17 protein-coding genes and 2 pseudogenes are annotated in these 23,117 nt (G+C 70.5%); 17 read left to right on the plus strand and 2 right to left on the minus strand.

Annotation, left to right across the window (positions count from 1 at the left end; genetic code table 11):
* Window positions 1-9: 9 nt before the first annotated feature.
* The 17 genes and pseudogenes from B085_RS0114265 (at window position 10) to B085_RS0114350 (ending at window position 21,437) form a co-directional block, all read left to right on the plus strand.
* Window positions 10-657 (plus strand): hypothetical protein, encoded by a 648-nt coding sequence (locus tag B085_RS0114265; protein WP_018559241.1) that lies wholly within the window; start codon window positions 10-12, stop codon window positions 655-657.
* 405 nt (window positions 658-1,062) lie between these two features.
* Window positions 1,063-1,308: pseudogene (locus tag B085_RS51900) on the plus strand (hypothetical protein); the annotation flags it as partial.
* A gap of 511 nt (window positions 1,309-1,819) precedes the next feature.
* On the plus strand, window positions 1,820-2,392 hold the full coding sequence (locus B085_RS50725) for an HNH endonuclease (RefSeq protein ID WP_234018569.1): 573 nt from the start codon (window positions 1,820-1,822) through the stop codon (window positions 2,390-2,392).
* On the plus strand, window positions 2,338-3,465 hold the full coding sequence (locus B085_RS50730; RefSeq protein ID WP_234018570.1) for a hypothetical protein: 1,128 nt from the start codon (window positions 2,338-2,340) through the stop codon (window positions 3,463-3,465). The genes B085_RS50725 and B085_RS50730 overlap by 55 nt, the downstream gene beginning before the upstream one ends.
* Window positions 3,466-3,665: 200 nt before the next feature.
* Window positions 3,666-4,154 (plus strand): hypothetical protein, encoded by a 489-nt coding sequence (locus B085_RS0114290; protein ID WP_018559245.1) that lies wholly within the window; start codon window positions 3,666-3,668, stop codon window positions 4,152-4,154.
* A gap of 2,290 nt (window positions 4,155-6,444) precedes the next feature.
* The gene (locus B085_RS0114295) at window positions 6,445-6,786 is read left to right on the plus strand and encodes a DUF1360 domain-containing protein (protein WP_018559246.1); all 342 of its coding nucleotides are present in this window, start codon (window positions 6,445-6,447) and stop codon (window positions 6,784-6,786) included.
* Window positions 6,783-8,537 carry a hypothetical protein gene (locus B085_RS0114300; protein WP_018559247.1) on the plus strand — a complete coding sequence of 585 codons (1,755 nt, stop codon included), beginning with the start codon at window positions 6,783-6,785 and terminating at the stop codon, window positions 8,535-8,537. The genes B085_RS0114295 and B085_RS0114300 overlap by 4 nt, the downstream gene beginning before the upstream one ends.
* Complete coding sequence (locus tag B085_RS0114305; RefSeq protein WP_158689720.1) at window positions 8,534-8,743, plus strand: hypothetical protein; 210 nt, start codon at window positions 8,534-8,536, stop codon at window positions 8,741-8,743. The genes B085_RS0114300 and B085_RS0114305 overlap by 4 nt, the downstream gene beginning before the upstream one ends.
* On the plus strand, window positions 8,727-8,939 hold the full coding sequence (locus B085_RS0114310) for a hypothetical protein (protein WP_018559249.1): 213 nt from the start codon (window positions 8,727-8,729) through the stop codon (window positions 8,937-8,939). Before B085_RS0114305 ends, B085_RS0114310 begins: the two co-directional genes overlap by 17 nt.
* Window positions 8,932-9,138 carry a hypothetical protein gene (locus B085_RS0114315; RefSeq protein ID WP_018559250.1) on the plus strand — a complete coding sequence of 69 codons (207 nt, stop codon included), beginning with the start codon at window positions 8,932-8,934 and terminating at the stop codon, window positions 9,136-9,138. The genes B085_RS0114310 and B085_RS0114315 overlap by 8 nt, the downstream gene beginning before the upstream one ends.
* On the plus strand, window positions 9,131-12,454 hold the full coding sequence (locus B085_RS0114320; protein ID WP_018559251.1) for a phage minor head protein: 3,324 nt from the start codon (window positions 9,131-9,133) through the stop codon (window positions 12,452-12,454). The genes B085_RS0114315 and B085_RS0114320 overlap by 8 nt, the downstream gene beginning before the upstream one ends.
* On the plus strand, window positions 12,454-12,639 hold the full coding sequence (locus B085_RS0114325) for a hypothetical protein (RefSeq protein ID WP_018559252.1): 186 nt from the start codon (window positions 12,454-12,456) through the stop codon (window positions 12,637-12,639). Before B085_RS0114320 ends, B085_RS0114325 begins: the two co-directional genes overlap by 1 nt.
* Window positions 12,640-12,808: 169 nt before the next feature.
* Window positions 12,809-13,339, plus strand: a complete 531-nt coding sequence (locus B085_RS0114330; RefSeq protein ID WP_158689721.1) for a hypothetical protein — start codon at window positions 12,809-12,811, stop codon at window positions 13,337-13,339.
* Window positions 13,340-13,464: 125 nt separating this feature from the next.
* Entirely contained in the window at window positions 13,465-15,114 is a 1,650-nt protein-coding gene (locus tag B085_RS0114335; RefSeq protein ID WP_018559254.1) for a major capsid protein, read from the plus strand.
* A 77-nt stretch (window positions 15,115-15,191) separates the two neighbouring features.
* Window positions 15,192-16,025, plus strand: coding sequence for a hypothetical protein (locus B085_RS0114340; RefSeq protein ID WP_018559255.1), 834 nt, complete (start codon window positions 15,192-15,194; stop codon window positions 16,023-16,025).
* The gene (locus tag B085_RS0114345; protein ID WP_018559256.1) at window positions 16,022-16,501 is read left to right on the plus strand and encodes a hypothetical protein; all 480 of its coding nucleotides are present in this window, start codon (window positions 16,022-16,024) and stop codon (window positions 16,499-16,501) included. The genes B085_RS0114340 and B085_RS0114345 overlap by 4 nt, the downstream gene beginning before the upstream one ends.
* Before the next feature lie 4 nt (window positions 16,502-16,505).
* On the plus strand, window positions 16,506-21,437 hold the full coding sequence (locus tag B085_RS0114350) for a hypothetical protein (RefSeq protein WP_018559257.1): 4,932 nt from the start codon (window positions 16,506-16,508) through the stop codon (window positions 21,435-21,437).
* A gap of 78 nt (window positions 21,438-21,515) precedes the next feature.
* Here the strand turns inward: B085_RS0114350 and B085_RS0114355 are convergent, their stop codons facing one another.
* Both B085_RS0114355 and B085_RS42360 read right to left on the minus strand, forming a co-directional pair.
* A complete protein-coding gene (locus B085_RS0114355) occupies window positions 21,516-21,839 on the minus strand; it encodes a hypothetical protein (RefSeq protein WP_018559258.1) in 324 nt (107 codons plus the stop codon).
* A gap of 12 nt (window positions 21,840-21,851) precedes the next feature.
* Window positions 21,852-23,094, minus strand: a pseudogene (locus B085_RS42360) (IS256 family transposase).
* Window positions 23,095-23,117: the final 23 nt, after the last annotated feature.

Consider the following 23,117-nt stretch of genomic DNA (forward strand, 5'->3'; position numbering starts at 1 on the left):
GACACGACGATGACCACGAACCCGCCCATCACCCTTGATCCGGCCCTGGATCCCTGGGAACGGCAGCCCAAAGAGACCCCCAAGAAGCACGGCCAGTTCCTCACGTACCGTGACCTCGGCCGCGCGAGAACCTTGGTGAAGGCTGCGGAGGGCCTGACACTCGCGTACGGGCATGTGAGGAACGTCGCCGGAGAGTTCCGGTGGCGCGAGCGCGCCGAGGCCCACGACCGCCACCTGGACCGCCTGTACGAGGCCATGTGGCTCGAAGAGCGCCGCAAAGCAGCCGAGACCGACGCCAAGTTGCTCGGCGCAATCGTCGGCAAGCTGGCGCAGCGCCTCGGCTCGCTGAACGCCGCCGAGATGACCGTCGGCGACTTCGTGCGCCTCCTGGACGTCGCCATGCGGCACCGGCGCGTCCTGTTCGGCGACCCCACGGAGACGATCGCCCTCACCGGGCAGGGCGGCAACCCACTGGCCGTGCAACTCGCCGAGTTCGAGCAGCTACCCGCCGACCAGCGGCGCCTGCGCATCGCCGACCTCGCCGCGACCGTCGCCCGCCGCGTCAAAGCCGTCGACGGCAGCGACGACGAGGACGACGGCAACGAAGGCGACTGCCCGGCCGCCGGCGACGAGGACGAGGGCAGCGAGGAGGAGTGAGCCGCCCGCCCGGGGACGCCCAACTGGTGCACGCCGACGACGGCGCGGTGTACCAGCAGCTGGAGGCTGCCAGAAACGCGATGAGCCGGGACCTCCTGGCGAACCCGGTCACCCTGGCCCGGGGCCTCGACGCCACGTACCGGATGCGCCCGCACCTTCGGGTCATCGGCGAGGCCCTGGCCCGACTACGACCGCCTGTTGATCATCACCCCGCCGCAGGTCGGGAAGTCCACGACGGTCGCCGAGTGGTTCCCGTTCTGGTGGCTGGCGATGCACCCCGAGGACAAGGTCGCCGTCACCTCGTACTCGGACGACCTGGCGCTCAGGCGCGGCAAGACGATCCGTGCCTATGTGGAGGAGTACGGCGCCGAGTACGACCTGCGGCTGTTGGCCGGCTCCGGTGCCATGCAGGACTGGTCACTGACGAAGGGCGGTGGAGTCCGATCTGTATCAGTTGGTAAGGGTTTGACGGGGCATTCGGTAAACTGTGTGGCCGGTGACGTGGTGATCCGTACGCCGCGCGGTGACGTTCCCATTGGTGCATACGTCGGCTCCGGCAGCACGGACCCTGTGCTGGCGTACGACCATGACCACGAACGCGCGGTTTGGGCTTCCGTCACCGCTACGAGCGTGAGCGAGAGGGAGACCCTTGAAGTCGTCACCCGAGCTGGCCGAACGGTCCGCTGCACCCCAGAGCACCGGTTCTACGTCCCCGGCAGCGGGTACGTTGCTGCCGCCGACCTCCGCCCGGGAGACCCTCTCATCACGGGGCCGGACGTTGATCGAGGTGGCGTGCGTGCAGTGCAGCGAGACGTTCTGGCGGCTTCCCTCGGTACTCGCGAGAGCGCGACGCGAGGGGAAGCCGGGGCCGTTCTGCGGTCGGGCCTGCTCGAACAAGGCGCGGGGCGGGGCACCGCAGACCTGCGGACACTGCGGCACGGCCATGCCCCGCGTGACGGGCAAGACGTACTGCTCGGCGGACTGTCGGAAGGCCGCGTTTCTGATGACGCTGACCTGCGACGTGTGCGGCGAAATGTACCGACTCCCGCAGGCAGACCACGCGAAGAAGGTCCAACGCGGGCAGACGAAGTTTCTGTGCTCTCGCACTTGCTGGGCCAAGGCCAGGGCGCAGACCCGGGCGTGCGTGGGCTGCGGGACGGAGATGCCGAACCAGCAGTGGCGGCAAATCCGGTACTGCTCGCTGGCCTGCAAGGAACAGCACCCGAAGGAGCGCACACGGAAGCTCCCCGAGAAGGCGTGCAAGCAGTGCGGCACGACGTTCCGGCCGAAGAGCAGCAGGACGGCCTACTGCTCACGGCCCTGCGCCGACCTGGCGCACTCGCTGCGGATGACCGGCGAGGGCAACTCGCGGTACACCGACGGCACCTCGTATGCAACCTGGTTCCGAGCGATGCGCCCGCTGATCCTCGACCGCGACGGGCGACGCTGCGTGGCCTGCAAGACACCCGAGACATTCATGACGATCGTGCGCAAGGGCAAGAAGCAGCGCCGCACAACGTTCCACGTGCACCACATCAACGAGGACGTACGGGACAACCACCCGGAGAACCTGGTCAGCCTCTGCAAGACGTGCCATGCGGTGCACCACAAGTCGACTACGACGCCGTGGCCGTGGTTCGCCCGGTACGCGGCCGACCAGTCCGCGTCTATGACCTCCAAGTGGAAGGAACGAGCAACTTCTTTGCAGGCCAGGTACTCGTCCACAACTGCTTGATCGTCGACGATCCGCACAAGGACCGGGCCGATGCCGAGTCCGAGGCGTCCCGCAGGCACCTGCACGACTGGTACTCGTCGACCGCGTTGAAGCGTCTGCAGCCGGACCGGAACGCCGTGGTGGCCATCATGACCCGCTGGCACCCGGACGACTTCGCCGGCCGCCGCCTCGCGGAGGAAGGCCGCGTGGAGGACGGCGGCCGGTGGAAGGTCGTCCACCTCCCCGCGATCGCCGACCCGAAGTTCGGGCCCGACCCGCTCGGCCGCCAGCCCGAGGACCCGCTGCCGCACCCGAAGATCCCCACCAGGGACCGGCGGGCGCTGCTGGCGTGGTGGCAGGACATGAAGCGCACGTCGATCGTGCGTGACTGGCACTCCCTGGCCCAGGGCGACCCGCAGCCGGCTGAGGGTGCGCTGGTGTCGGAGGAGCTGCTGCGCCTCATCCGCGACCCGGGCGAGACCGTGGAGCCGCAGAAGATCGCCGTGGCCATCGACCCCTCGGGCGGCGGCCGCGACGTCGCCGGCGTCATCGGCGGCTTCCTGGGTGACGACGGGCGGGTGTGGGTCACCGACGACGTCTCGGCGGCCATGTCGTCGGCCGAGTGGTCCACCGCGGCGTGCCGCCTCGCTCACCGTACGAACGCGGCGATCATCTACGTCGAGTGGAACTTCGGCCGCGACATGTGCGTGCTCGCCATCCAGACGTCCTGGGAGGCGCTGCAGAACGCCGGGGAGATCCCCAAGGGTGTCCTGATGCCCGCCATCGCCCCGGTGCGCGCCAAGCAAGGCAAGCTGCTCCGCGCCGAACCGGTGGCGCAGCTGATGGTGCAGGACAAGGTGCGGCTGCGCGGGGTGTTCACCGACATGGAGCGGGAGTGGGCGACTTGGATGCCGACCGACCCGGACTCGCCCGGCCGGATCGACGCCTCGTGTGTCCTGGCGTACGGCCTGATCCCCGAGGCCAACAAGGGCGCTATCGTCCACGCCCCGCTCCCCACCGCCCCGCAGCCCAGCCAGATCGGACGGCCGGCCACCGGCGCTGCCGCCGCGTACACCCGGCAGATCTCCCGATGACCCGCCAGTCTGTCACGGTGATGGAGCCATTGTGGCGACGGCCTGAGTCCGGCAGCCTAGCCTCAGCAGTCACAGCGAAACCATCTAATCGGCGAACCGGGCAGCCCGCGGCGAGCGTGTTCGTATCGTCAGCCCACATCAAGGGGAGGGGGCCCATGACAGAAGGATCTGACGGTGACGGGACCGGCAGGTGGGGTCCGATGGCCGGGGCAGTTGCATCGGTGCTCGCGATCGTCGCCTGGCTGGGCGCGGGGAACATGCAAGAGTTGAAGGAGTGGGTGGTCTCTGACGGATCGTCTCCGATCAGCACCGCTACGCCGACGACGTATACTCCGCAGCCCATGCCAACCCTTCCGCAGCCCGAACCGACCCCGACGGTTGAGTCGACATTCGGGAGAGACCCCGGGTGTACGGCGGGCTCTGCCGCTACTGCCGCCGCGAACGCTGCCCTGGAGGGGGACGTGTCCCACTCCCAACTTGTCGGAATCGCATCCAGTTACACCGACGCCGCCGACGCCGCCCACGACGCTGATGTCAGATCGGCGCTCACCGCTGTGGCCGCGGACATGCGCTTCTTCGCCGATGCTCGCGAAGCCGGGAACTCCGATGCCATGACGAGTATCAGGAAGCAACTCTCGATAGACCTGGACCGTTATCTCGTAGCTTGCAACCCGAAACCGGCGGAATGAGCAGGAAGCAGCCCAGCCGGATCGGCCGGCCGGCCACCGGCGCCGCCGCGGCGTACACCCGGCAGATCTCCCGATGACCCGTCACCCGCCCAGCCGCGCCGGGATGCGACACCACCGCGGCGGCCGCACGCTGAGACTGGAGTGAGGGCATCCGAATCCCCCCGAGGAGCCCTCGTTGCATTGAGTAGGGCCCCCGCTGCGCGATCGGCGGGGGCCCGCCCTGTGCCTTGATCCGGCCTTCTTGGGAGCCATCCACCGCTACCGTGCGTCCCCTTGTCCAGAGATGCGAGGAGGAGCACGTGCCAGAGACGGGGACCCCGAGGCGAACCAGACTGCGTCTGGCCAGGCAGCGGCCTGGTCCGACACGCGTTCGGGCCCGCGAAAGAGTTGAAGTGGTTGATCAGCAAGAACCGGACCCGCCGCAGCCCTGGTGGCGTCGGATTCAGTGGACTGGGGTAGGGGCGACGGTCACGGTTCTCCTGGGTATCGGGAGCCTTGCATTCACCGCCTGGTCCACCTACTACGGCGCCCGTGTCGCCTCCGACCAGCTCGCACAGGGGCAGGAGGAGGCTGAACTGAGGGCGCGCGGCCAGGCCATGCGGGTCTCCGTCTATGGGAGCCAGGGGTCCGACCGCCGTCAACTCCTGCACCTGATCAACGGGTCATCTGACCCAGTTCAGCGTGTGCACGTCCAATTCCGTACCAAGATTGGCGATAAGGGCCAGCCCCAGCTAGCGGTGAATTACACGCTGGAGGAGCCGAGCATTCCGCCGTGTTCAGTGCTTGTCTACGACTTCGCGAAGTTCATGTACCGGCTGGACACAGCCAAGCCGCCCCTTGGCGACCTCCCAAAGCGCAACGCTCCACTAGTGCCACCTAACGAATGGCACAAGCAGCCGCGCATCGAGTGGTTGGATCTGGAGCGCTTTGTCTTCAGTGACCGCGATGGTATCGGGTGGCTACGGCGTTGGAACTCCCTGGAGCGACTAGGCGGCAACGCCGTGGCCGTCAGCCCGCGAGATTCTCATGCGCGCAAGGTAGGGACGGGCGTCTTGCGGGGGGAACCTCAGGTGAAACCTGTGCCAGCCTGTGGCGGTGGTGCGGCCGGCTAACCGCTGGGGGAGGAGGGCCGACGGTTGCGGGAGTGCACACGTCCCCGCGCCGACCGAACGCTGCCGCCGACACCCGGTATGGGCCCATCCTGTCTTGATCCGGCCTCCAAGGGAGCCAGCCGTCGGTACCGTGCGTCCCTCTGTGCAGAGCAGCGAGGAGGAGCACGTGCCGGGCTACGCCACCCCACGACGTACGAGATTCCGACGAGCGAGGCACGCGCCTGGTCCCAGCGGAATCCGGCCCCTTGGGCGAGCCGAAGCAGGTCAGGGAGAAGAAGGGGCCCAGCCAGCGGAAGCGGGTCCGAGGCACGGGAAGCTTGTCACCTGGGGTGCGGTCATCACGATCGTTGCGAGCGTCGGTGGCCTGCTGGCAACCGGCGTTGGCACGATCTACAGCGCCCTCGTGGCGAATGACCAGTTGACTCAATCCCAAGAGCAGCGCGAAGACCAACAGCGAGAGCAGGCATCGCGTGTGTCGGTCTGGGTGGCTGACAGCGGTGTACACGTGCTGAATCGATCTCCAGATCCAGTGGTTGATGCCCGCGTCACCTTCTATGCCTGGTGGCCAGATTTCACGAGGTCGAGCAACAAGAGGCACGTGCGAGACGTCACCTTCAACATTGTCCTGGGAGACCTACCGCCCTGCACGGACACCGTGATGGACCGCAAAGCCTTGAGGTTCATGGAGGGCACGCCTGCGTGGACTCCGCCACAACCAGGGGTGAGCACCAAGCCACTTCCGGACGTGGCCGTCATCAGCGGGCTAGGCATTTGGTTTGTAGACCGCGACGGCGTGGAGTGGAGTCGCGTGACGGGTGACCTCGGCCGCGATGACGATGACTCTGAAAACGGCAGCATTGGGCCGGGCGCAGGCCAGCTGGGGATTGTCACGAAGGAGCCGCAGGTTCGGCCAGCGTCGGGCTGTGGGAGTGAGGCTAAGAGCTGACCCCGCTGGGGAGGAGGGCCGACGGCTGCGGAGGTGCACACGCCCCGCGCCAGCCGAGCACGCAGCCGGTTCCCGATACGGGCAGCCTACACAACCCGGCCCGTAGCGCCCTCAATCCGTCGTGATCGGAAATAGCGGGCCTGACCTGCGAATTCGCTCACGGACGCCCGGATCGGTGATCCCCCTATGATATCCGCCGACATCCGGCGGATCTTCACCAGAGGGGCGAACCTTGATCGGTCCCGTTGAACTCGCCCTGCTAGGGCTCGCGGGGTACCGCGGCACCCAGCTGCTCGTCCATGACTCCATCCTCGATCCGGCCCGTGACAAGGTGTTCGCCTGGCACCTGGAGCGGCCCGAGTCGAAGCCCCGCACGTTCGTGATCACCCTGATCTCGTGCGTGTACTGCACCGGCTGGTGGGTCGCCGGGGCCATCCTCGCGACTTACCTCCTCGCCACCGGCCGGTTCGACCAGGCGCCGCTGCTGGTGCACGGCATCGAGTGGCTCGCGGTCGCGGGCGCCGCGGTGCTGATGAACCGTGTCGACGACACGATGGGCCGGGTGGGCTCATGACCACCGCCGCGCCCACGATGCTCTCCGCCGCCGCGTCCCGCTACGTCGCCCGCAAAGTCCGGGGCAAGGGCGGCAGCCCCGATCAGGGCTGGCAGAACCGCGCCTGGGACATGTACCACGCCGTGCCCGAGGTGCGGTTCGCCGCGAACTGGATCGGCAACGCCATGTCCGGCGCCCTGCTGTACGCCGCCCGCCGCGCCGACGACGGCACGATCGAACGCGCCCCCGACAACCACCGGGCGAACGAGATCGTGTCCCAGATCGCCGGAGGCCCCGACGGGCAGGCCAAGATGCTCGGCGCGTTCGGGAAACACCTCACCGTCCCCGGAGAGGGCTGGATCATCGTCCGCCCGAACGCGGACGTCCTCAGCCCCGACAGCCCCGAAGACGGCCACGACTGGCGTGTGCTGTCGGTGCGTGAGGTGAGGCAGCAGGCCGGGAAGCTGATCGCCACCATCGAAGGCGACGAGATCGAGGTCCCCGAAGGCGACCAGGAGAACGTCGACCCCGACGCCCCCGTGGCGATCCGCGTGTGGGAAGCCGACCCCGAGCGCGCCATCGAAGCCGACTCCCCGGTCCGCTCCTCCCTGGAGCTGCTGGAAGAACTCCAGCTGCTGAACGCCGCCGTGAAGGCCATCGCCCGCTCCCGCCTGACCGGCCGCGGCATCCTCCTCGTCCCCAAGGGCACCCGCTTCCCGACGACGACCACGCAGGCCGGCGCCGAGGACGACCTGATCGAGATCCTGATGACGGTCGCCGAGACCGCCATCCGCGACCCCGAGAGCGCCGCCGCCACCGTCCCGATCGTGCTGGAAGTCCCCGCCGAGTCCATCAGCGACTTCAAGCTGCTGACGTTCGAGTCCGACTTCGACGAGCTCGCGCTCAAGCTCCGAGAGGAGGCCGTGCGCCGCTTCGCGATCGGCATGGAGATCCCCGCCGAATTCCTCCTCGGCCTCGGCGACGTCAATCATTGGAGCGCATGGGCCCTCACAGAAGAGGCGATCCGCCTCGGTATCGAACCCAAGCTGGCCACGCTCTCGTACGCCATCACGCAGCAGTGGATGCGCCCGCTCCTCGAAGCCGAAGGCATCGAAGACTGGCACCGCTGGATGGTCTGGTACGACAGCAGCCCCCTGCGGGTCCGCGCCAACCGGTCCGAGACCGCGCTGCAGGTCCACGACCGAGGCGTCATCAGCGACGAGGCGCTGCGCCGTGAGACCGGCTTCGACGACTCCGACGCCCCCGACGAGGCAGAGCTCGCCCGCCGGAAGAAGGCCGCCGAAGAGGAGGCACCGGCCGAGCCCGAGCTGCCGGTCGACGAGACGACCAGCCCGCCCGACACCCAGCAGGACGAGCCCGAGCCCGACGACCTCCCGGCCTCCGCCGCCCCCGACCGGGCTGCCCTGTACGCAGCCGCCGACGGCCTGATCTGGGCCGCCCTCTCCGCCGCCGGGGAGAAGCTGAAGCGCACCCCGGCCTGCCCCCGCTCCGAACGCTCCCGGGCCCGCGAGATCCAGGCCGCCGCCCTCCATACCGCCCTGCCGGTCGCCGCCGACGGCGTGGAGAAGTGGCGCCTCCTCGACGGGGCATGGGCACGCGTCCCCGAGATCGCCGGCCGGTACGGCCTCGACCCCGAATGCCTGACCGCCTCGCTCGACGACTACGCCCGCGAGCTGATCGCCGCCGGAGTAGAGCACGACTACGGCGTGGTCCCCGGCGTCCTCACCTCGTGCCTGGCAGCGGCCGCGTGACGCCCGCCCCCGTCCCGCTCCTCACGGTCGTCCCCGGCAACGTCGCGACGGCCTGGTGCTACCGCTGCAAGGCGTGGACGCGCCTCGACGGCCAACTGCTGCTGCTCACCCCCGAGGGGGTGTCGACGGTCGGCACCTGGTCGTGGTGCGAGATCTGCGACGACCCGAGCGACCAGGAGGTGCCCCGCCGTGACGGAGCCGCCTAGCGAGTACGTGCCGCTGTACGCGGCGAACGCCGTTGCGGACGTCGCCCGGCGCTGCCCTGAGTGCGCCGAGGACGCGCTGACCGTCATCACGGTGTCGGTCGTCGTCCCCGACGGGTCGCGGCCGGCTGGCGGCTGGGCCGTCTGCACCGCGTGCAACGCCCTCCCTCACCCGCGTCTGGAGCTGCCCGATGCCTGACGAGTCCTCACCGCGCGTGGCGCCGCCCGGGCACTCCCGTGCCTCCCACCGTGCGCACGGCTGGTGCTCGCGCTGCCCGGGCCGCGAGGTCTGGGAGGAGCTGCACGCCTGGCGCATCCGGGAGAACGCCCTGGAGGGCGAGCCGGGCGTGCCGGACAAGGCCGTCGGCCCAAGCCCGGAGGTGCAGCGCCGTGGCTGAACTCGAGGAGCGCCTGGCCGCCGCAGAGCAGGACATCGCCCGCACGGTCGCCGACGTCCTGCGCGAAGTCGCCACGGAGTTCGGGCAGGAGCTGGCGGTCGCGGACGAGATCGTTGCCGCCCGCTTCTCGGTGTCCCGCATCGCGCGGATGTTCACCAGCCGGATGCCGCGCATCGTGCGCCGCCTGCTGCGCGTCTCCGAAGAGGCCGCGACGGTCTCGGCCGACGCGGTCGACGCGCCCCTCCCGGCCGGCTGGGACGACCTCCCGGGCCGGTACGACGACGGCACCCTCCCCGAGCCGTTCCGTGCCTACGTGGAGACCACGGAGCACCTGCTGCGGGCTGTCGGTGACCGCCTGGCCGACGTCGCCACCGCCGAGCTGTCGGAGGGCGTGCAGGCGGGGGAGACCATCGACCAGCTCCGCGCCCGCCTCCGCACGGCCTTCGACCGCGAGGGCGCGCAGCTCGGCGACACCCGCGAGGAGCGCATCGCCCGCACCGAAGCAGGGCGCGCCTGGAACACCGCCACCCTCGCCACCGCCCGCGCGGTGACTGGCCCGGACCGGCCGATCGTGAAGCAGTGGATCACCCGACGCGACGACCGGGTGCGGGAGTCTCACGAGGACGTGAACGGGCAGATCCGCCTGGTCGACGAGCCGTTCACGGTCGCCGGGATCGCCATGGACTGCCCGCACGACCCGACGGCCCCCGCGGCGGAGGTGGTGAACTGCCGCTGCGTCCTCGCTTTGTACCCGGAAATCCGAAGTGCCGCATTTGATTCTCAAGCGAGCCCACGGGCCCGTGTCTTCGAATCGCAGGAGCCGCCCGTGACGACTGCCCCCAGCCCCGCCCTACAGGCCGCCGCCGACGGGTCCCACCTCAAGCGCGCGATGATCGCCCTCATCCCGTCGGACGAGGACGCCCAGCGCTTGGCCCTCGACGGCGGAGAGGACGCGGCCGAGCTCCACCTGACGCTGTACTTCCTCGGCGAGGGAGCCGACTGGAGCGACGAGTCCCGCGCCGAGCTGACTGACCTGGTCCGTGCGGCAGCCGCCGACCTCGGCGGCCCCGTCCACGCCAACGCGTTCGGCGCCGCCCACTGGAACGCCGACAGCGACGCCCCGTCATGGGTGTGGTCCGTCGGCGACGACCGCGACCGCCCCAGCGAAGCGCCTACCCTCGGCGAGACCCGGGCCGCCGCAGGCGTGGCCCTGGAGGACTCGCGCGGCCCCGAGATCCCCGTGCAGCACTCGCCCTGGCAGCCGCATGTGTGTGCGGCGTACAGCGCCGACTTCGGGCTGCTGGGCGCGCTCGTGGAACGCCTCGGCCCCATCACCTTCGACTGCATCAGGGTCGCCTTCGCCGGCGACCACACGGACATCCCGCTCGCCACCGAGGAGGACACACCCATGGGAGACGACGAGGAGACCACCGCGGCGGCCCTGGCCACGCGTACCTGGTCCACACCCGACGACACCGCGCTGGCCTTCGAGAACCAGGAGACCGGCGACGGCCGGATCTTCGCCGCAGGCGCCCTGTACTGGGAGGCCGGGCCGTGGCCGCTCCAGTACGCCGACGAGATGCTGATGGGCCACGAAGGCGCCGAACTGGCCGGGGCCATCGATACCGTCGGCCGCGACGGCGACCGCATCACCGGCTCCGGCGTGCTGTACGCGAACCGGCCGGCCGGTGCCGACGCGTGCACGCTCCTCGATGAGGGCGCCCCGCTCGGCGTCTCCGTCGACCTGGACTCGGTCGACGTCGAGTTCGTCGACCGCACCGTCACCGAAGACGAAGAGGGCTTCCTGATCTACGCCTCCGCGCATCTCCCGCAGGCCAGCCTTCTCCGCCTTGAGGACGGCGCCTGGATGCTCACGGCGCGGAGCGCCGCAGACTGGGCGGCGGCCGGGATCGCGCTGTCCCGGTCGGCGAGCGCGGTGCAGCTCATCACCGGCCCCGGCGGCAGGGTGTCCCGCGACGCGGTCCGGCAGGCGTTCGCCGGAACCGGCATGCTCACCGCCGCGGCCGGGGACGCCGACGACCCCGAAGGCGTCGTGGTCCACTCCGAGCAGGCCGGTGACTTCCTCATCCGCATCACCCGCGCCCGCATGCGCGGCGCCACCCTCGTGGCGATGCCCGCGTACGACCGGGCCCGCATCGTCATCGACCCGCCCGGCGACCAGGAGGAAGCGGCGGCCGCCGCGGTGGTCGCTGCCGCCTCCACCGACCCACACGAGCGCGTCATCACGTACGTGTCGTCGTCCCCGCTCCCCGTCGGCCCCCGCGAAGTCGCCCGCGCCCTCGGCATGCGCATGGACGTCGTCCACGGCCACCTGGTGCGTGCCGCCCAGTCCGGCCGCATCGTCCGCCTCGCCCGAGGCCAGTACATGGCCGCCTCCACCATCCCCGAAGGCCCCGCCGTCACCGCGTCAGGCGCCGAGGCCCTGACGGAGCTTGAGGCGTCCGCCTGGTCGGCGATGCGGGACACCCCGCCGATGCCCGCAGCCTGGTTCCGTGAGCCCACCCCCGAGGAGCTGCCGCCGGGCTCGGGCGGGGTGCACTACGCGGGCGGCCGGATCTACGGCTGGGTCGCCCAGGCCGGTGAGCCGCACGCCGGGTTCCCCGGCAAGAAGATCACCATCGACAGTCTCGGCAAGCTCGACCTCACCCACTTCCTACGGGCCCGGTTCCAGCTCGACGACGGCCAGACCGTGCGCGCCGGTGCCTTCACCATGAACGTCGGCCACCACCGCGACGGAGCCGAGTGCGAGACCGCCGCCTGCCAGTTCGACGACACCCGCACCGTGGCCGGCATCGTCACCGTCGGCATGAGCAAGGGCGGACTGTGGTTCTCCGGCGCCGCCGCCCCCTGGCTGTCCGAGTGGGACCGGCAGGTGTTCGCCGCCTGCCAGCCCAGCTACCACATGGTGAAGGGCCGCAACGGCTGGCAGCTTCGCGCCGTGCTGTCCGTACCGGTGCCCGGACACTCGTCCCCGCTCGTCGCGACCGCAGTCGCCGAGCGGGCGAACCTCGCCCTGGCAGCGTCGGCCGCAGGGCTGCTGACCAGCGCGGACACCGTGTCCGGACACCCGGACGCCGCGCCCGGACACGGTGAGGACACGGTATCCCCGGCCGTGGACGGCCCTGTGGATCACGCCTCCACCGTGGCGGCGCTCCTCGCCGACCCTGGCCTGATCGACGCCCTCACCGCCGCCATGGCCCGACGTGACGAGGAACGGCGCGCTGAAGCTGCCGCGCTCGCGGCCTCCATCACCCTGCCCGACCAGACCACGCCCGAACCGAAGGGAACCCACTGATGCCCTGCTCCTGCCAGTCCAAGCGCCAGCAGTTCGAGGTCGTCGCCCAGAACGGGAAGGTCGTCTTCACGTCCGCGAACAAGGCCACCGCCGAGGCCGTAGGTAAGCGGTACCCGGACAGCGAGGTCCGCGAGAAGGGCAAGACGCCGGCCGACGCGAAGGTCGGGAAGGAGCCCGACGCCTGACCGGCCGAGCCCGGCGCGTCGCACGGCGCGCCGGGCTCCCGGAACCGAGGTAGCCGATCTGCACGTCTCCTAGAGCCTCCAAAAGTATGCGGACGGGGGCGAGATGGCAGATCCGGATTGGGTCGCGCGCGGCATAGCTGGGGGAAGTGCCCTATTCACGGCATGCAACATGGCGATCGCCCACGCCAACTACAGGCGTAAGAAGCCACGACTTTCCCTAAGGGTGTTGATGGCGGGCGCGTCCCTCAAGCCTGGGAGGAGGTCGGCTGCCTTCAATCTCTTTCTCGCCAACCTCGGTGAGACGCCGATCCAGATCCAGCAGGTGTGGATAGAGGTGAGACCGGCAGCAACGTTGCGTAGGCGAAGGCATCTGATTCCGCCCCGTAAGCGGCATTGGCAGAGCGTGGGCCAGGGCCTCAAACTTGTCGCCATAGACGATGATAAGGAATCAGTCCCCAGCAAATTGCCACCCCTGGGACAGTTCGAGCACGTAAAAGCCACGTACGCCCTGGGTGCGTGCGGCGATCAGATACTGCGCGCTGTACCCGGACCGCCCCTGTTTCGCATTCAGGTGCAGCTTCCCGGCGATCGGTACGTGAATAGCCCCTGGGAGGTGCCGGACATGGCGTACTTCGACTGCGAGTGCAGCCAGTGCGGCGGGCGGTCCGTACAGATGACGTTCGACGAACTGGATGCCTGAATGTTGGGCATAGCTCCCCCACGCCGCAGGGCCTGCGGACGAATGGACGCGCGGGCTAAGATGCCCCACTAGACGACTGCTGGTTGTGGGCCGGGTCTCCTGATCGATCACTGGAGATCCGTCCCATGGCCGAGTTCGAGCTTCCTGAGGACCTGACTGCCCTCTCCGACGATGAGCTGTCTGAGGTTCTCGACGGCGCCCGCGCCGCGTTCGATGCCCTGTCGTCGTCCGACAACGTCACCCCCGACGGCCTCGCCGCTATGCGCGAGCTGGCCGCCGGTGTCGAGTCCATCCGCACCGAGCAGGCCGCCCGCGTCGCTGCCGCCGAGGAGGCCGCCCGCGAGATCGAGGCCCTGGCCGCGCAGATCCGCGGCGAGGAGGAGGCCACCGCAGCGGCCGAGGCCGAGCAGGCCGCCGAGCCGGCCACCGCCGCCGCCGAGCCCGCCCCGGTGGTGGAGCCGGAGCCCGTCGCCCCGCCCGCCCCGGTCGCGCAGACCGCTTCGGCCGCGCGCCGCTCCCTGAACCTGTCCGGTGTGCGGCAGCGTCAGCCCCGCGTCCTGCCGGAGCCGCCGGCCCCGACCACCAGCATCACTGCGGCGGTCGATGTCCCCGGCTACACCCCCGGTTCGGCCCTGGAGTTCGGCCAGATCACCGCTGGGATCATCTCCCGCGCCAACGCCCTCAAGACCGCGGGCGGCGGCGTCGGTCAGGTCATCTCCTACCGGCACCCGTACGCGGCTGACCTCATCGTCACCGACTCGTCGTCGGCGCCGGAGGGCACCGAGGTTGCGATGCGGGCGGCCGACCAGCGGCGCCTGCCGCAGCAGAACCTAGTCGCGTCCGGTGGCTGGTGCGCCCCGTCGGAGACGCTGTACGAGATCACCGACATCGCCTGCCCCGACATGCTGTGGGACCTGCCCGAGGTGCAGCTCGCCCGGGGCGGCCTGCGCTACTACAAGACGCCGTCGCTGGACGTCGGCGCCCTGACCTGGGTCCACACCGAGGCCGACGACATCTCCGGCGCCACGAAGCCGTGCTTCAAGGTGCCGTGCCCGGACCCGGTGGAGGTCCGCTGTGACGCGGTCGGTGTCTGCCTTGAGGCAGGCATCCTGACGCAGCGCCACTTCCCGGAGCTTGTGTCCTGGTACCTGCGGAACACGATGGTCGCCCACGAGATCCGCATCCGCTCCGAGCTGTGGACGAAGGCCACCGCCCTGGCGACCCCGGTCACGCTGGCCGCCACGTTCGGCGCCGTGTCCGCCGTGTTCGCCGCTGTGGCGCTGCAGGCCGCCGACATGATCGAGCGCCACAGCTTCTGTGACTCGATCAGCCTCGAAGTGGTCTTCCCGTGGTGGTCGCGGAACCTGTTCCTCGCCGACATCGCGCGCCGTAACGGCGTCGGCATCGACGAGGTCTCCAACGCCGACGTGCAGGACGTGTTCAGCCCGCTCGGTGTCCGCATCCAGTGGGCCCGCAACCTCACCCCGGCCGTGCCGACCGACATCGGCGGCGCCACCCCCGCCACGGCGTGGCCGGACGAGATCAGCTTCCTGATCTACCCGGCCGGCCAGCTCCAGCTGGGCCGCGGCGAAGAGGTCAACCTCGGCGTGATCCACGACAGCACGAAGTTCAGCACCAACGACTACACGGCGCTGTTCGCGGAGGAGTGCATCGCGCTGATCGACCGCTCCGTCGACACCCGGTACGTCACCGTCCCGGTCTGCCCCTCGGGCACCACCGGCGGCCAGCAGCTCCTGACCTGCCCCGCGGCCTGATCCCTGCCCGCCCCCATTCGTGCCGGGCCCGACCGAGGCGCGGGCCCGGCACACCCCTATGAACACGGAGGCGAGCAGTGGCCGCAGGCCTGCGAAGGTACGTCGAGGCGATCCCCGGGAGGCCACTCCCGCACGGGATCCTCAACACGTGCACGGACGTCCGCGACGTCGACGACGTCCACGAGCTGCTGGGCGTCGAGTGGCTGGCGCTCGGCTGCTGCCCCGTGCAGGTGTGGCAGGACCCGTGCATCAACGATGACGAGTCGCCGGGCGCCCCGGCGCAGAAGGAGTTCTGCCGCCCTGAGCTGGAGCACGCCGAGCCCATCACGGTCTACGCCGGGTCGGAGTGCTCCACGATGGGCTGGACCTACGCCGAGGCCCGCGCCCATGCCGAAGCCTCGTTGGCGCTCGGCGAGCAGCAGGCCGTAGAGGCCGGGTTCTGGACACAGCACCTCGCCACGACGGCTGTCGACCTCACCCCCGCTGAGGGGCCGGTGAACATCGCGCAAGGCGTCGCCGCCCTGGAGGGCTGCCTGGCCGAGTCGTACGGCGGCGTCGGCACCCTCCACGTCCCCGCCGGAGCGGCCGCCCTCCTCGGCTGCTGCAACCTCGTCCGCGAAGAGCCCGAGACCGGGTCGCTGCGCACCCTCGCCGGGAACTGCGCGATCATCGGCGCCGGCTACTCGGCGATGAACACCGGCCCCGGCAACATCCCGGCCGACCCCGGCACCGCCTGGCTCTACATCACCGGCCCCGTCGTCGTGCGCCGGGGCCCGACCGTGACCGTGCCCGACCAGCCCGGCCAGTCCGTGAACATCCGCAACAACGACCGGCGCGTCCTGGTCGAGCGGACCTACGTCGTCGCCACGACCTGCGTCGTGTGCGCCATCTCGGTGGTGACTTGCCCGTGAGCAGCAGGAACCTGATCCACATTCAGCCGACCAGGGACCGCCGTGTCGGCTTCGCCCGCTGGGCCGTCGCGCAGCGCCCGAAGGTCGGCACCGTCGGCCCGCACACGTTCGCCGTCCCGGCCCGCCTCTTCCCCGACATCGCGGAGGAGCTGCTGATCGGCGCTGTGGTCGACGGCCGGCCGTACGTGTCGCCCGACCAGGCCCCGGCAGCGGCGTCCCCGGAGAGGGAGGGGATCCCCGGGGAGCCGCTGCCGCCCGCTCCTGAGGCGGCGTACCCGGCGGACCCGGTGCCGCTGCCGCCGCCGGACTTCGCGCCGCTGGAGGACGCCCCCGCCGACGACAGCGACCGAAGCGACGCAAGCCAGGACGAAGAACCCAACTCGGATGGCAGGTTCGCGTGCGGCGGCTGCCCGCGCGACTTCTCCACGAAGCGCGGGCGGGACCTCCACCAGCGCCAGGCACACCCGGAGGACTGAGCGGATGCCCGTCGAGCCCGTTCCCTGCCAGACCGGCGGTGGCGATACCCCGGTAGAGGTCACCACCTGCTGCGCGCCGTCGATCGCCTCGGCGGCGCTCTGTCGCGCTGACGGCTCGACGGTCCTCCTCGTCGTCCGGTCCGGCTGCGTCGAGTGCGGCGAGGCCGCCCCCGATCCTGAGGTCGCCGGCTGGATCGACGCCGCCACCGGCGCGTTCACCGCCGGGCCCCCTCCTGCCGACGCGGGCCCGTGCGATGCCGGCTGTGTGGACACGGTGTGCCGCCAACTGTGCGACGACACCGACGGCGACGGCCAGGCCGACGCCACGTACAGCGAGCTGTGGTGCATCCGTGCGGACGGTTCCGCCGAGCTCGTCCTGACGTACCAGGTCGACCCGTCCGTGCCATACGTGCCGGTCGCGCCGGTGGAGTGCGCCTACGGGTGCCCCGAGTCGGAGACGGTGACGCTATGCGACGACTCCGGCCCGTTCCTGCGCCGGTACAGCTTCCTCAACGGGACAGCAACGTACGAGGACGTCGCCCTCGACGGGCAGACCCCGCACGTCGTCACCGGCACCGTCGGCGTCTGCGGGCCTGACACCTCCTCGGACTGCGTCACCGTCTGCCGCCAACTGTGCGACGACACCGACGGCGACGGCCAGCCCGACGCCACCTACAGCGAACTGTGGTGCGTCCACGCCGACGGCACCGCCGAGCTCGTCCTCACCTACCAGGACGACCCGTCCGTGCCGTACACGCCGGTCGCCCCGGTCGACTGCGAGTACGCCAACGAGACGACCGAAGTCCTGACCCTGTGCGACGACACCGGGCCGTTCCTGCGCCGCTACTCCTGGCTCGGCGACACCGCCAGCTTCGAGGACGTCGAACTGGACGGCGTCACCCCGCACGTCGTCACCGGCACCGTCGGCGTCTGCGCCGCCCAGACCGAGTGCGAGGCGGCCACGACCCCGGCGGCGACGCTCGGCCTGTGCCTCGCGGACGGCACACCGATCGCCGTCCTCGTCACCCGCGACTGCACCGGCACGACGACGCAAGACGGATGGCTCAACCTCACCACCGGCGCCTACAGTGCGGGCAGCCCGCCGGCCGGGACCATGGCGTGCGGCAATCCCCGCAGCATCACCACGGCCGGAACGTTCTGCGACGTCGACCCCAGCACAGGGGACGTCCTCGGCCTGGTGCTCATCGAGTACACGTACGGCGCGGACGGCGCGGTCACCGCAGTGCGCCTGGTCGACGCCACCACCGGCCAGACCTACGTGCCCCAGGGCGAGGTGACGACCTGCCCGGCCGGCGTCGAGCAGCCCGAACGCGACCTCGTCCAGCTCTGCGACACCGCCGCCGACGGCACCGTCACCGAGTTCGTCCGGGACTACGCCCGCGACGAGAACGGCGCCATCACCGGCCACACGGACTACCTCCTGGACGGTGCGCCCTACACCCCGGCCGGGACCGTGGGCCGCTGCGTCGACCAGTGCCAGGACTGCGAGACCGTCGTCCTGTGCGACGCCGACGCCAACGAACCGGCCACCGTCGCCGGGACCGCCTCGTCCGGGACGCTGCCCAACGGTGTCGCTTGGTCGGCAACCGGCCCGGCCCCGTTCGCGCCGAACCGGCAGAGCGACGGCGCGGCCTGGTGGGGCGTGGGTCTCTTCCCCAACCAGGTCGTACCCGTCACCACGTGGACGTTCAGCCGGCCCGTGACCGTGGACTTCAGCGTCGCCCTGGTCTACGTGGCCGGCACCACCGGCGGGGAGAACACGGTCCAGCTCCCGCCCGGCGCGATCCCGATCAGCCTCCCGCCCGGCTACACCTACGACCCGGCCACGCGCATCCTGCGCGGGGACGCCACCCTCACCGGCTGCACGATCAACGCCCCCACCAGGGCGGCGAGCGCCCGCTTCCGTGTCATCGGGGTGTCCTCCTTCGCGCTGCAGTATCTCGGCCCGCGCGTCCTCGTCCCCGCCTGCCAGCGCTTCGGGAACTGGCAGTTCGGCGCCCTCGATGTTTCCCTCGGCGGGCAGTTCCTCCGCACCGTGTGCCGGGACTGCACCGGTGCCACCACGTCCGTCACGGACACCCTCCTCGACGGCTCCACGCCGTACACGCCGGTCGGGCTCGTGGGCGTCTGCCCGCCCGGAGATGACGGCGAGGGCTGCACCAACGGCACCACGGTCCTGCTGTGCGACCAGCCTGCCGGGGGGAGCGGGCCGGTCACCGCGGCGATCACGGACGCCACGTCCGCCGACGTCGGGCAGACCCAGTTCACCAACCTGCCCGGCTCGTACACGTCGCTGTGGTCTGGTGGCTCGCTGGTCTACCCGGCCGGGACGGGTCCGAATCAGGAGCACGCGCAGGCCACGGGCCGGATCACCGCCGTGGCGCCGGCCGGGTGCGAGACGTCCGGCGGCACCCTCACGGTGTCCGTCCGGGTCACGCAGAACGGCCCCGGCACCGGGCAGGCATGGGACGGCGCACTCCGGCTTTTCCGGGGGACGACGCTCCTGGACTTCGACGACGCCCTCACCTACGCGCCGCCCGGCTGGACGAAGACGCTCACCGTGTCCGCTCCGGTCACGGCCGCCGACCTCACCAGCGGCAACCTGTTCGTCGGTCTCCCCCTGGAGACCTTCCACGGCACCGCGAAGCACTGGACCGCCGACCAGTTCGAGGCGACGGTCCAGCTCACGGACTGCGCGAGCAGCGAGAGCGTCCAGTTCCTCCGCACGATCGTCACGGACTGCGAGACCGGCGCGGTCGTCGCCACCAGCGACACCACCCTGGACGGCGACCCGTACACCGTCACCGGCGACGTCGGCCAGTGCGCGGCGGCTGGCGGCGACGAGGAGGAGTGCTGCGAGAGCGGCAGCACGCTGACCCTGTGCGACGTCGCCGACGACGGCACGAGCACGCCGTTCCTGCGCCGCCTCACCTACACCCCCGGTATCGCCACGCCCACCGTTGCGGACTTCGCCCTCGACGGCATCACGCCGTACACGGTGGCGGGCACCGTTGGCGTCTGCGCCCCGGAGGCCGAGCCGTGCCGGAACTCCAACTCGCTCCTGCTGTGTGACCTGCCCACGGACGGCGACCCTGCGCCGACCGTCACCGACACCCCCGGCGGGCCGTACTACCCGTACACAACGGGCGTGGCCATGCCCGGGGCTCAAACCCTGTGGGACGGCGGCACGCTCGTCTTCCCGGACGCGGCGGGTCCGCAGCCGGGCACGGGCGGGACCGTCCGCACCGCCGCGGCGGTCATCCAGGCTCCGCGGCCGGCCTGTGACACGGGCACCGCGCACGTGACGGTGCAGGTCGACGTCACCCAGCTCGGCCCCGACAACGGCTGCCGGAACAGTGGCTTCCTCGGCCTCTACAACGGCCCCGGCGACGCGAACCGGGTGGCCCTGGCGCTCGCCCCGCTCGACACCCCCGCCGGGTGGTCCGGAACGCTCACCGCCGAGGCCGACGTCCCCGCCGCCGATCTCGCCGCCGGGAACATCGCCGTCCTAGTCGCGTTCGACGCCTACGACGACAGCGGCGCCACCTGCCCGCCGCCGCGCCGCACCGCCTGGCAGCTCTCCGCGTTCACCGCCACCACGGCGTACGACCAGACCGGATGCGACACGCAGTTCCTGCGCACCGTCACCGTGGACTGCGAGACCGGGGCCGTGACCGCCGTGGTGGACACCACCATGGACGGGCAGCCCTACACGCCCACAGGTCAGCCCGGCCAGTGCTCGGCCACCGGCGGCGCCTGCTGCCCCGAGCAGCCGTGCGGGGACACCGAGGTCGTCCAGCTCTGTGACCTGACCTACGACCCGCAGGCCCCCATCCCGACCCCGGCCGGAGACTTCACACTGACCGGGAACGTGGTGGCCGCCAACAACGGCACCACCCTCTGGTTCGCCCAGGCCAATCAGGTGGCCAACGGCGTCGCCGAGCTCCTCGTCTCCGGGCTGCTCCCGGCCACGCTGTACGAGTTCCGGTTCGCGTCCGCCTGGATCGGCGCGGGAGGCTCCGACCCGGTCGGCAACGCCGCGATCTACCGGCTGGACATCCTCGACGGCGCAACGCTGCTCGCCACCAGGACCCGGAACGTCTCCAACGGGTCGAACGTGTTCCCCGGCGGTGTACTGACCGAAGACCTCCCGCCGCTGGCGTTCATCGCCCCCGCAACGGGCGCGGTCACAATCAGGTTCACCGACCAGACAACCGGCGGCGCGGTCAACGACCGCGACCTGTTCCTCATGCCGTTGGAGGTGCGGACGGCGGCGCTGACCGTCACCCGCACACCGTTCCTGCGGCGCTTCACCTACGACTGCGACGGCGCCCTCACCTCGACCCAGGACCTCGGGCTGGACGGCACCACGCCGTACGTTGTGGAGGGCGAGGCAAGCAACTGCGCTGGTGACAGCACGGCTGCCGGGTCGGTAACCCCGTGCGACGTGCAGAACGTCGTCCAGGCGTGCAGGTGCGACGACACGGACGGCGACGGCCTCGCCGACACCGATTACCTGGAGCTGCTGGGCGTCGACTGTGACGGCCAGCTCACCAGCCTCGGCACCTACCTGCCGGACCTCTCTGCCCCGTACACCCCGGTCGCCCCGGTCGACTGCGGGCAGGTCGACGAAGGCGCGGACCCGGCCGTCGGAGTCCAGGCGCACCGGATCGAGCTCAACGCCGAGGCCTCCTGGGACGCCGCTTCGGTCGCGGCCCTGCAATCCGTCACCGCCGTCGCGCACGGCGGCACCGGAACGATCACCACCGTGGACGGGGCCAGCACCCTGCACACCGGCGAGGCGGCCACCTGGAGCGTCGCCCGCACCGAGGACGCCGCCCTGACCGGCCCGCTCACCATCACCGCCAATAGCGGCACCGTGACCGTGACCTGGACGCAGGGGGTGACCCTGTAGACCGCCTGGGGCCCGCCGCACCGACCGGTTCGGCGGGCCCCAGTACGGAGTAATTGTCAATAGTTGTGGATCAACGGATCAGAACGCTTCATGGGCCAGTGCTTCGAGCCCTTCGATGGAGGTCAGGGTGCCGTTGAGCACGCTGTCCAATGCCGGTGCAGTGACCAGCACGAGGGTCTGGAATGCTGCGTGCTCCGAAGCGTAGAGATCGTCTTCTTCGTCGTCTCCAGGGATAGCGTTGGGCTGGATCTCGATCTCAGTGCCCCCTGCCTCGGCCTTGAGGTATTCGCCGCGGAAGTAGCTGTCGTGCTCGGCGAAGGTCAGGTTGAGGAGTGGCGCGAGCAGCCCGGCCAGCTCCTTGACCGTGTGGGTCTTGGTCCCGTAGGTGTCGTAAATGGTCATCGCGGGGTCACCCTAGGCCGCGAGGCGATCGGGGCGTTCGACGAGGTGGCCGCGTTCGAAGCGGTCGCCGGCTCGGACGAGGGCGACCAGGTGAGGTGCGCCACCGTTGCTGGGCGGACTCGACGAGTTTGAAGACCATAGTCAGGGCAGCGGCCGCGCTGCCGGCCCCGCGGGTGACCTTGGTTCGCAGCCGGACGGTGGCGAGGGTCGACTCAATGGGATTCGTGGTCCGCAGGTGGATCCAGTGCTCGGCCGGAAAGTCGTAGAACGCCAGCAGCTCGTCCGAGTCGTCGGTGATCTTCTTGACGGCCTTGGGGAACTTCGCGCCGTATGCCTTCTCGAACGCAGTGATGGCCTTGAGCGCGTGGTCGCGGTCCTCGGCGTTGTAGATCTCCTGCAGGGCCTTCTTCGCGCTGGGCTGCGCGGACTTCGGCAGGGCGCTCGCGACATTGGCGGTCTTGTGAACCCAGCACCTCTGGTGCCGGGTGGCGGGGAACACCTCGCTGATCGCCTTCCCGAAGCCCAAGGCTCCGTCGCCGACCGCGAGGACGGGGGCGCGCATGCCGCGTCGCTGGGCGTCCCGCAGCAAGTCGGCCCAGGAGTCGGCCGATTCGCGGTAGCCGTCGGCCATGGCGATCAGTTCCTTGGTGCCGTCGGCGCGCACGCCCATCAATACCAGCACATATGACCTGGCCTCGCGCAGGCGGATGCGCAGGTGGATGCCGTCGGCCCAGACGTAGACGTAGTCGGCCCCTGGCAGGTCGCGCTCGCCGAACGCGGTGTGGTCGGCCTGCCACTGCTGGGTGAGCCGCGTGACGGTCGCCGGGGAGAGTCCGGCGGAGCTGCCCAGGAACTGCTCCAGGGCGGCCACGAAGTCGCCGGTGGACAGGCCGTGCAGGTAGAGCAGCGGCAGCACCTCGCTGATCTTCGGGGACTTGCGGCACCAGGGCGGCAGGATCGCCGAGGAGAACCGCTTGCGCTCACCCGTCGCCTCGTCGACGCGCTTGTCGTTCACCCGCGGGGCCTTCACCTCGACCGTCCCGGCCGCGGTGGTGACCTTCCGCGGCTGGTGGTGGCCGTTGCGGACCACCAGACGGCGCCCGCGCTCGTCGCGCTCGCCAGCCAACTCGGCTATATAGGCATCGACTTCGGCCTCCAATGCGGCGGCCAGCATCCGCCTTGCACCCTCACGGACGATGTCGTCGATCAGAGAGCGGGTCTCGGTCGTTCCATCGGCATTCACTACGCTCAGCACGGGCGTGCGTTCCCGACCGACGG

The organism is Streptomyces sp. BoleA5 (assembly GCF_000373665.1).
GTDB lineage: Bacteria > Actinomycetota > Actinomycetes > Streptomycetales > Streptomycetaceae > Actinacidiphila.

Excerpts from the sequence above, each read along its gene's own strand:
- B085_RS0114265 (WP_018559241.1), top strand. The coding sequence starts at position 10 with ATGACCACGAACCCGCCCATCACCCTTGATCCGGCCCTGGATCCCTGG.
- B085_RS50725 (WP_234018569.1), top strand. The coding sequence starts at position 1,820 with ATGCCGAACCAGCAGTGGCGGCAAATCCGGTACTGCTCGCTGGCCTGC.
- B085_RS0114290 (WP_018559245.1), top strand. The coding sequence starts at position 3,666 with ATGGCCGGGGCAGTTGCATCGGTGCTCGCGATCGTCGCCTGGCTGGGC.
- B085_RS0114300 (WP_018559247.1), top strand. The coding sequence starts at position 6,783 with ATGACCACCGCCGCGCCCACGATGCTCTCCGCCGCCGCGTCCCGCTAC.
- B085_RS0114315 (WP_018559250.1), top strand. The coding sequence starts at position 8,932 with ATGCCTGACGAGTCCTCACCGCGCGTGGCGCCGCCCGGGCACTCCCGT.
- B085_RS0114325 (WP_018559252.1), top strand. The coding sequence starts at position 12,454 with ATGCCCTGCTCCTGCCAGTCCAAGCGCCAGCAGTTCGAGGTCGTCGCC.
- B085_RS0114330 (WP_158689721.1), top strand. The coding sequence starts at position 12,809 with ATGGCGATCGCCCACGCCAACTACAGGCGTAAGAAGCCACGACTTTCC.
- B085_RS0114335 (WP_018559254.1), top strand. The coding sequence starts at position 13,465 with ATGGCCGAGTTCGAGCTTCCTGAGGACCTGACTGCCCTCTCCGACGAT.
- B085_RS0114350 (WP_018559257.1), top strand. The coding sequence starts at position 16,506 with ATGCCCGTCGAGCCCGTTCCCTGCCAGACCGGCGGTGGCGATACCCCG.
- B085_RS0114355 (WP_018559258.1), bottom strand. The coding sequence starts at position 21,839 with ATGACCATTTACGACACCTACGGGACCAAGACCCACACGGTCAAGGAG.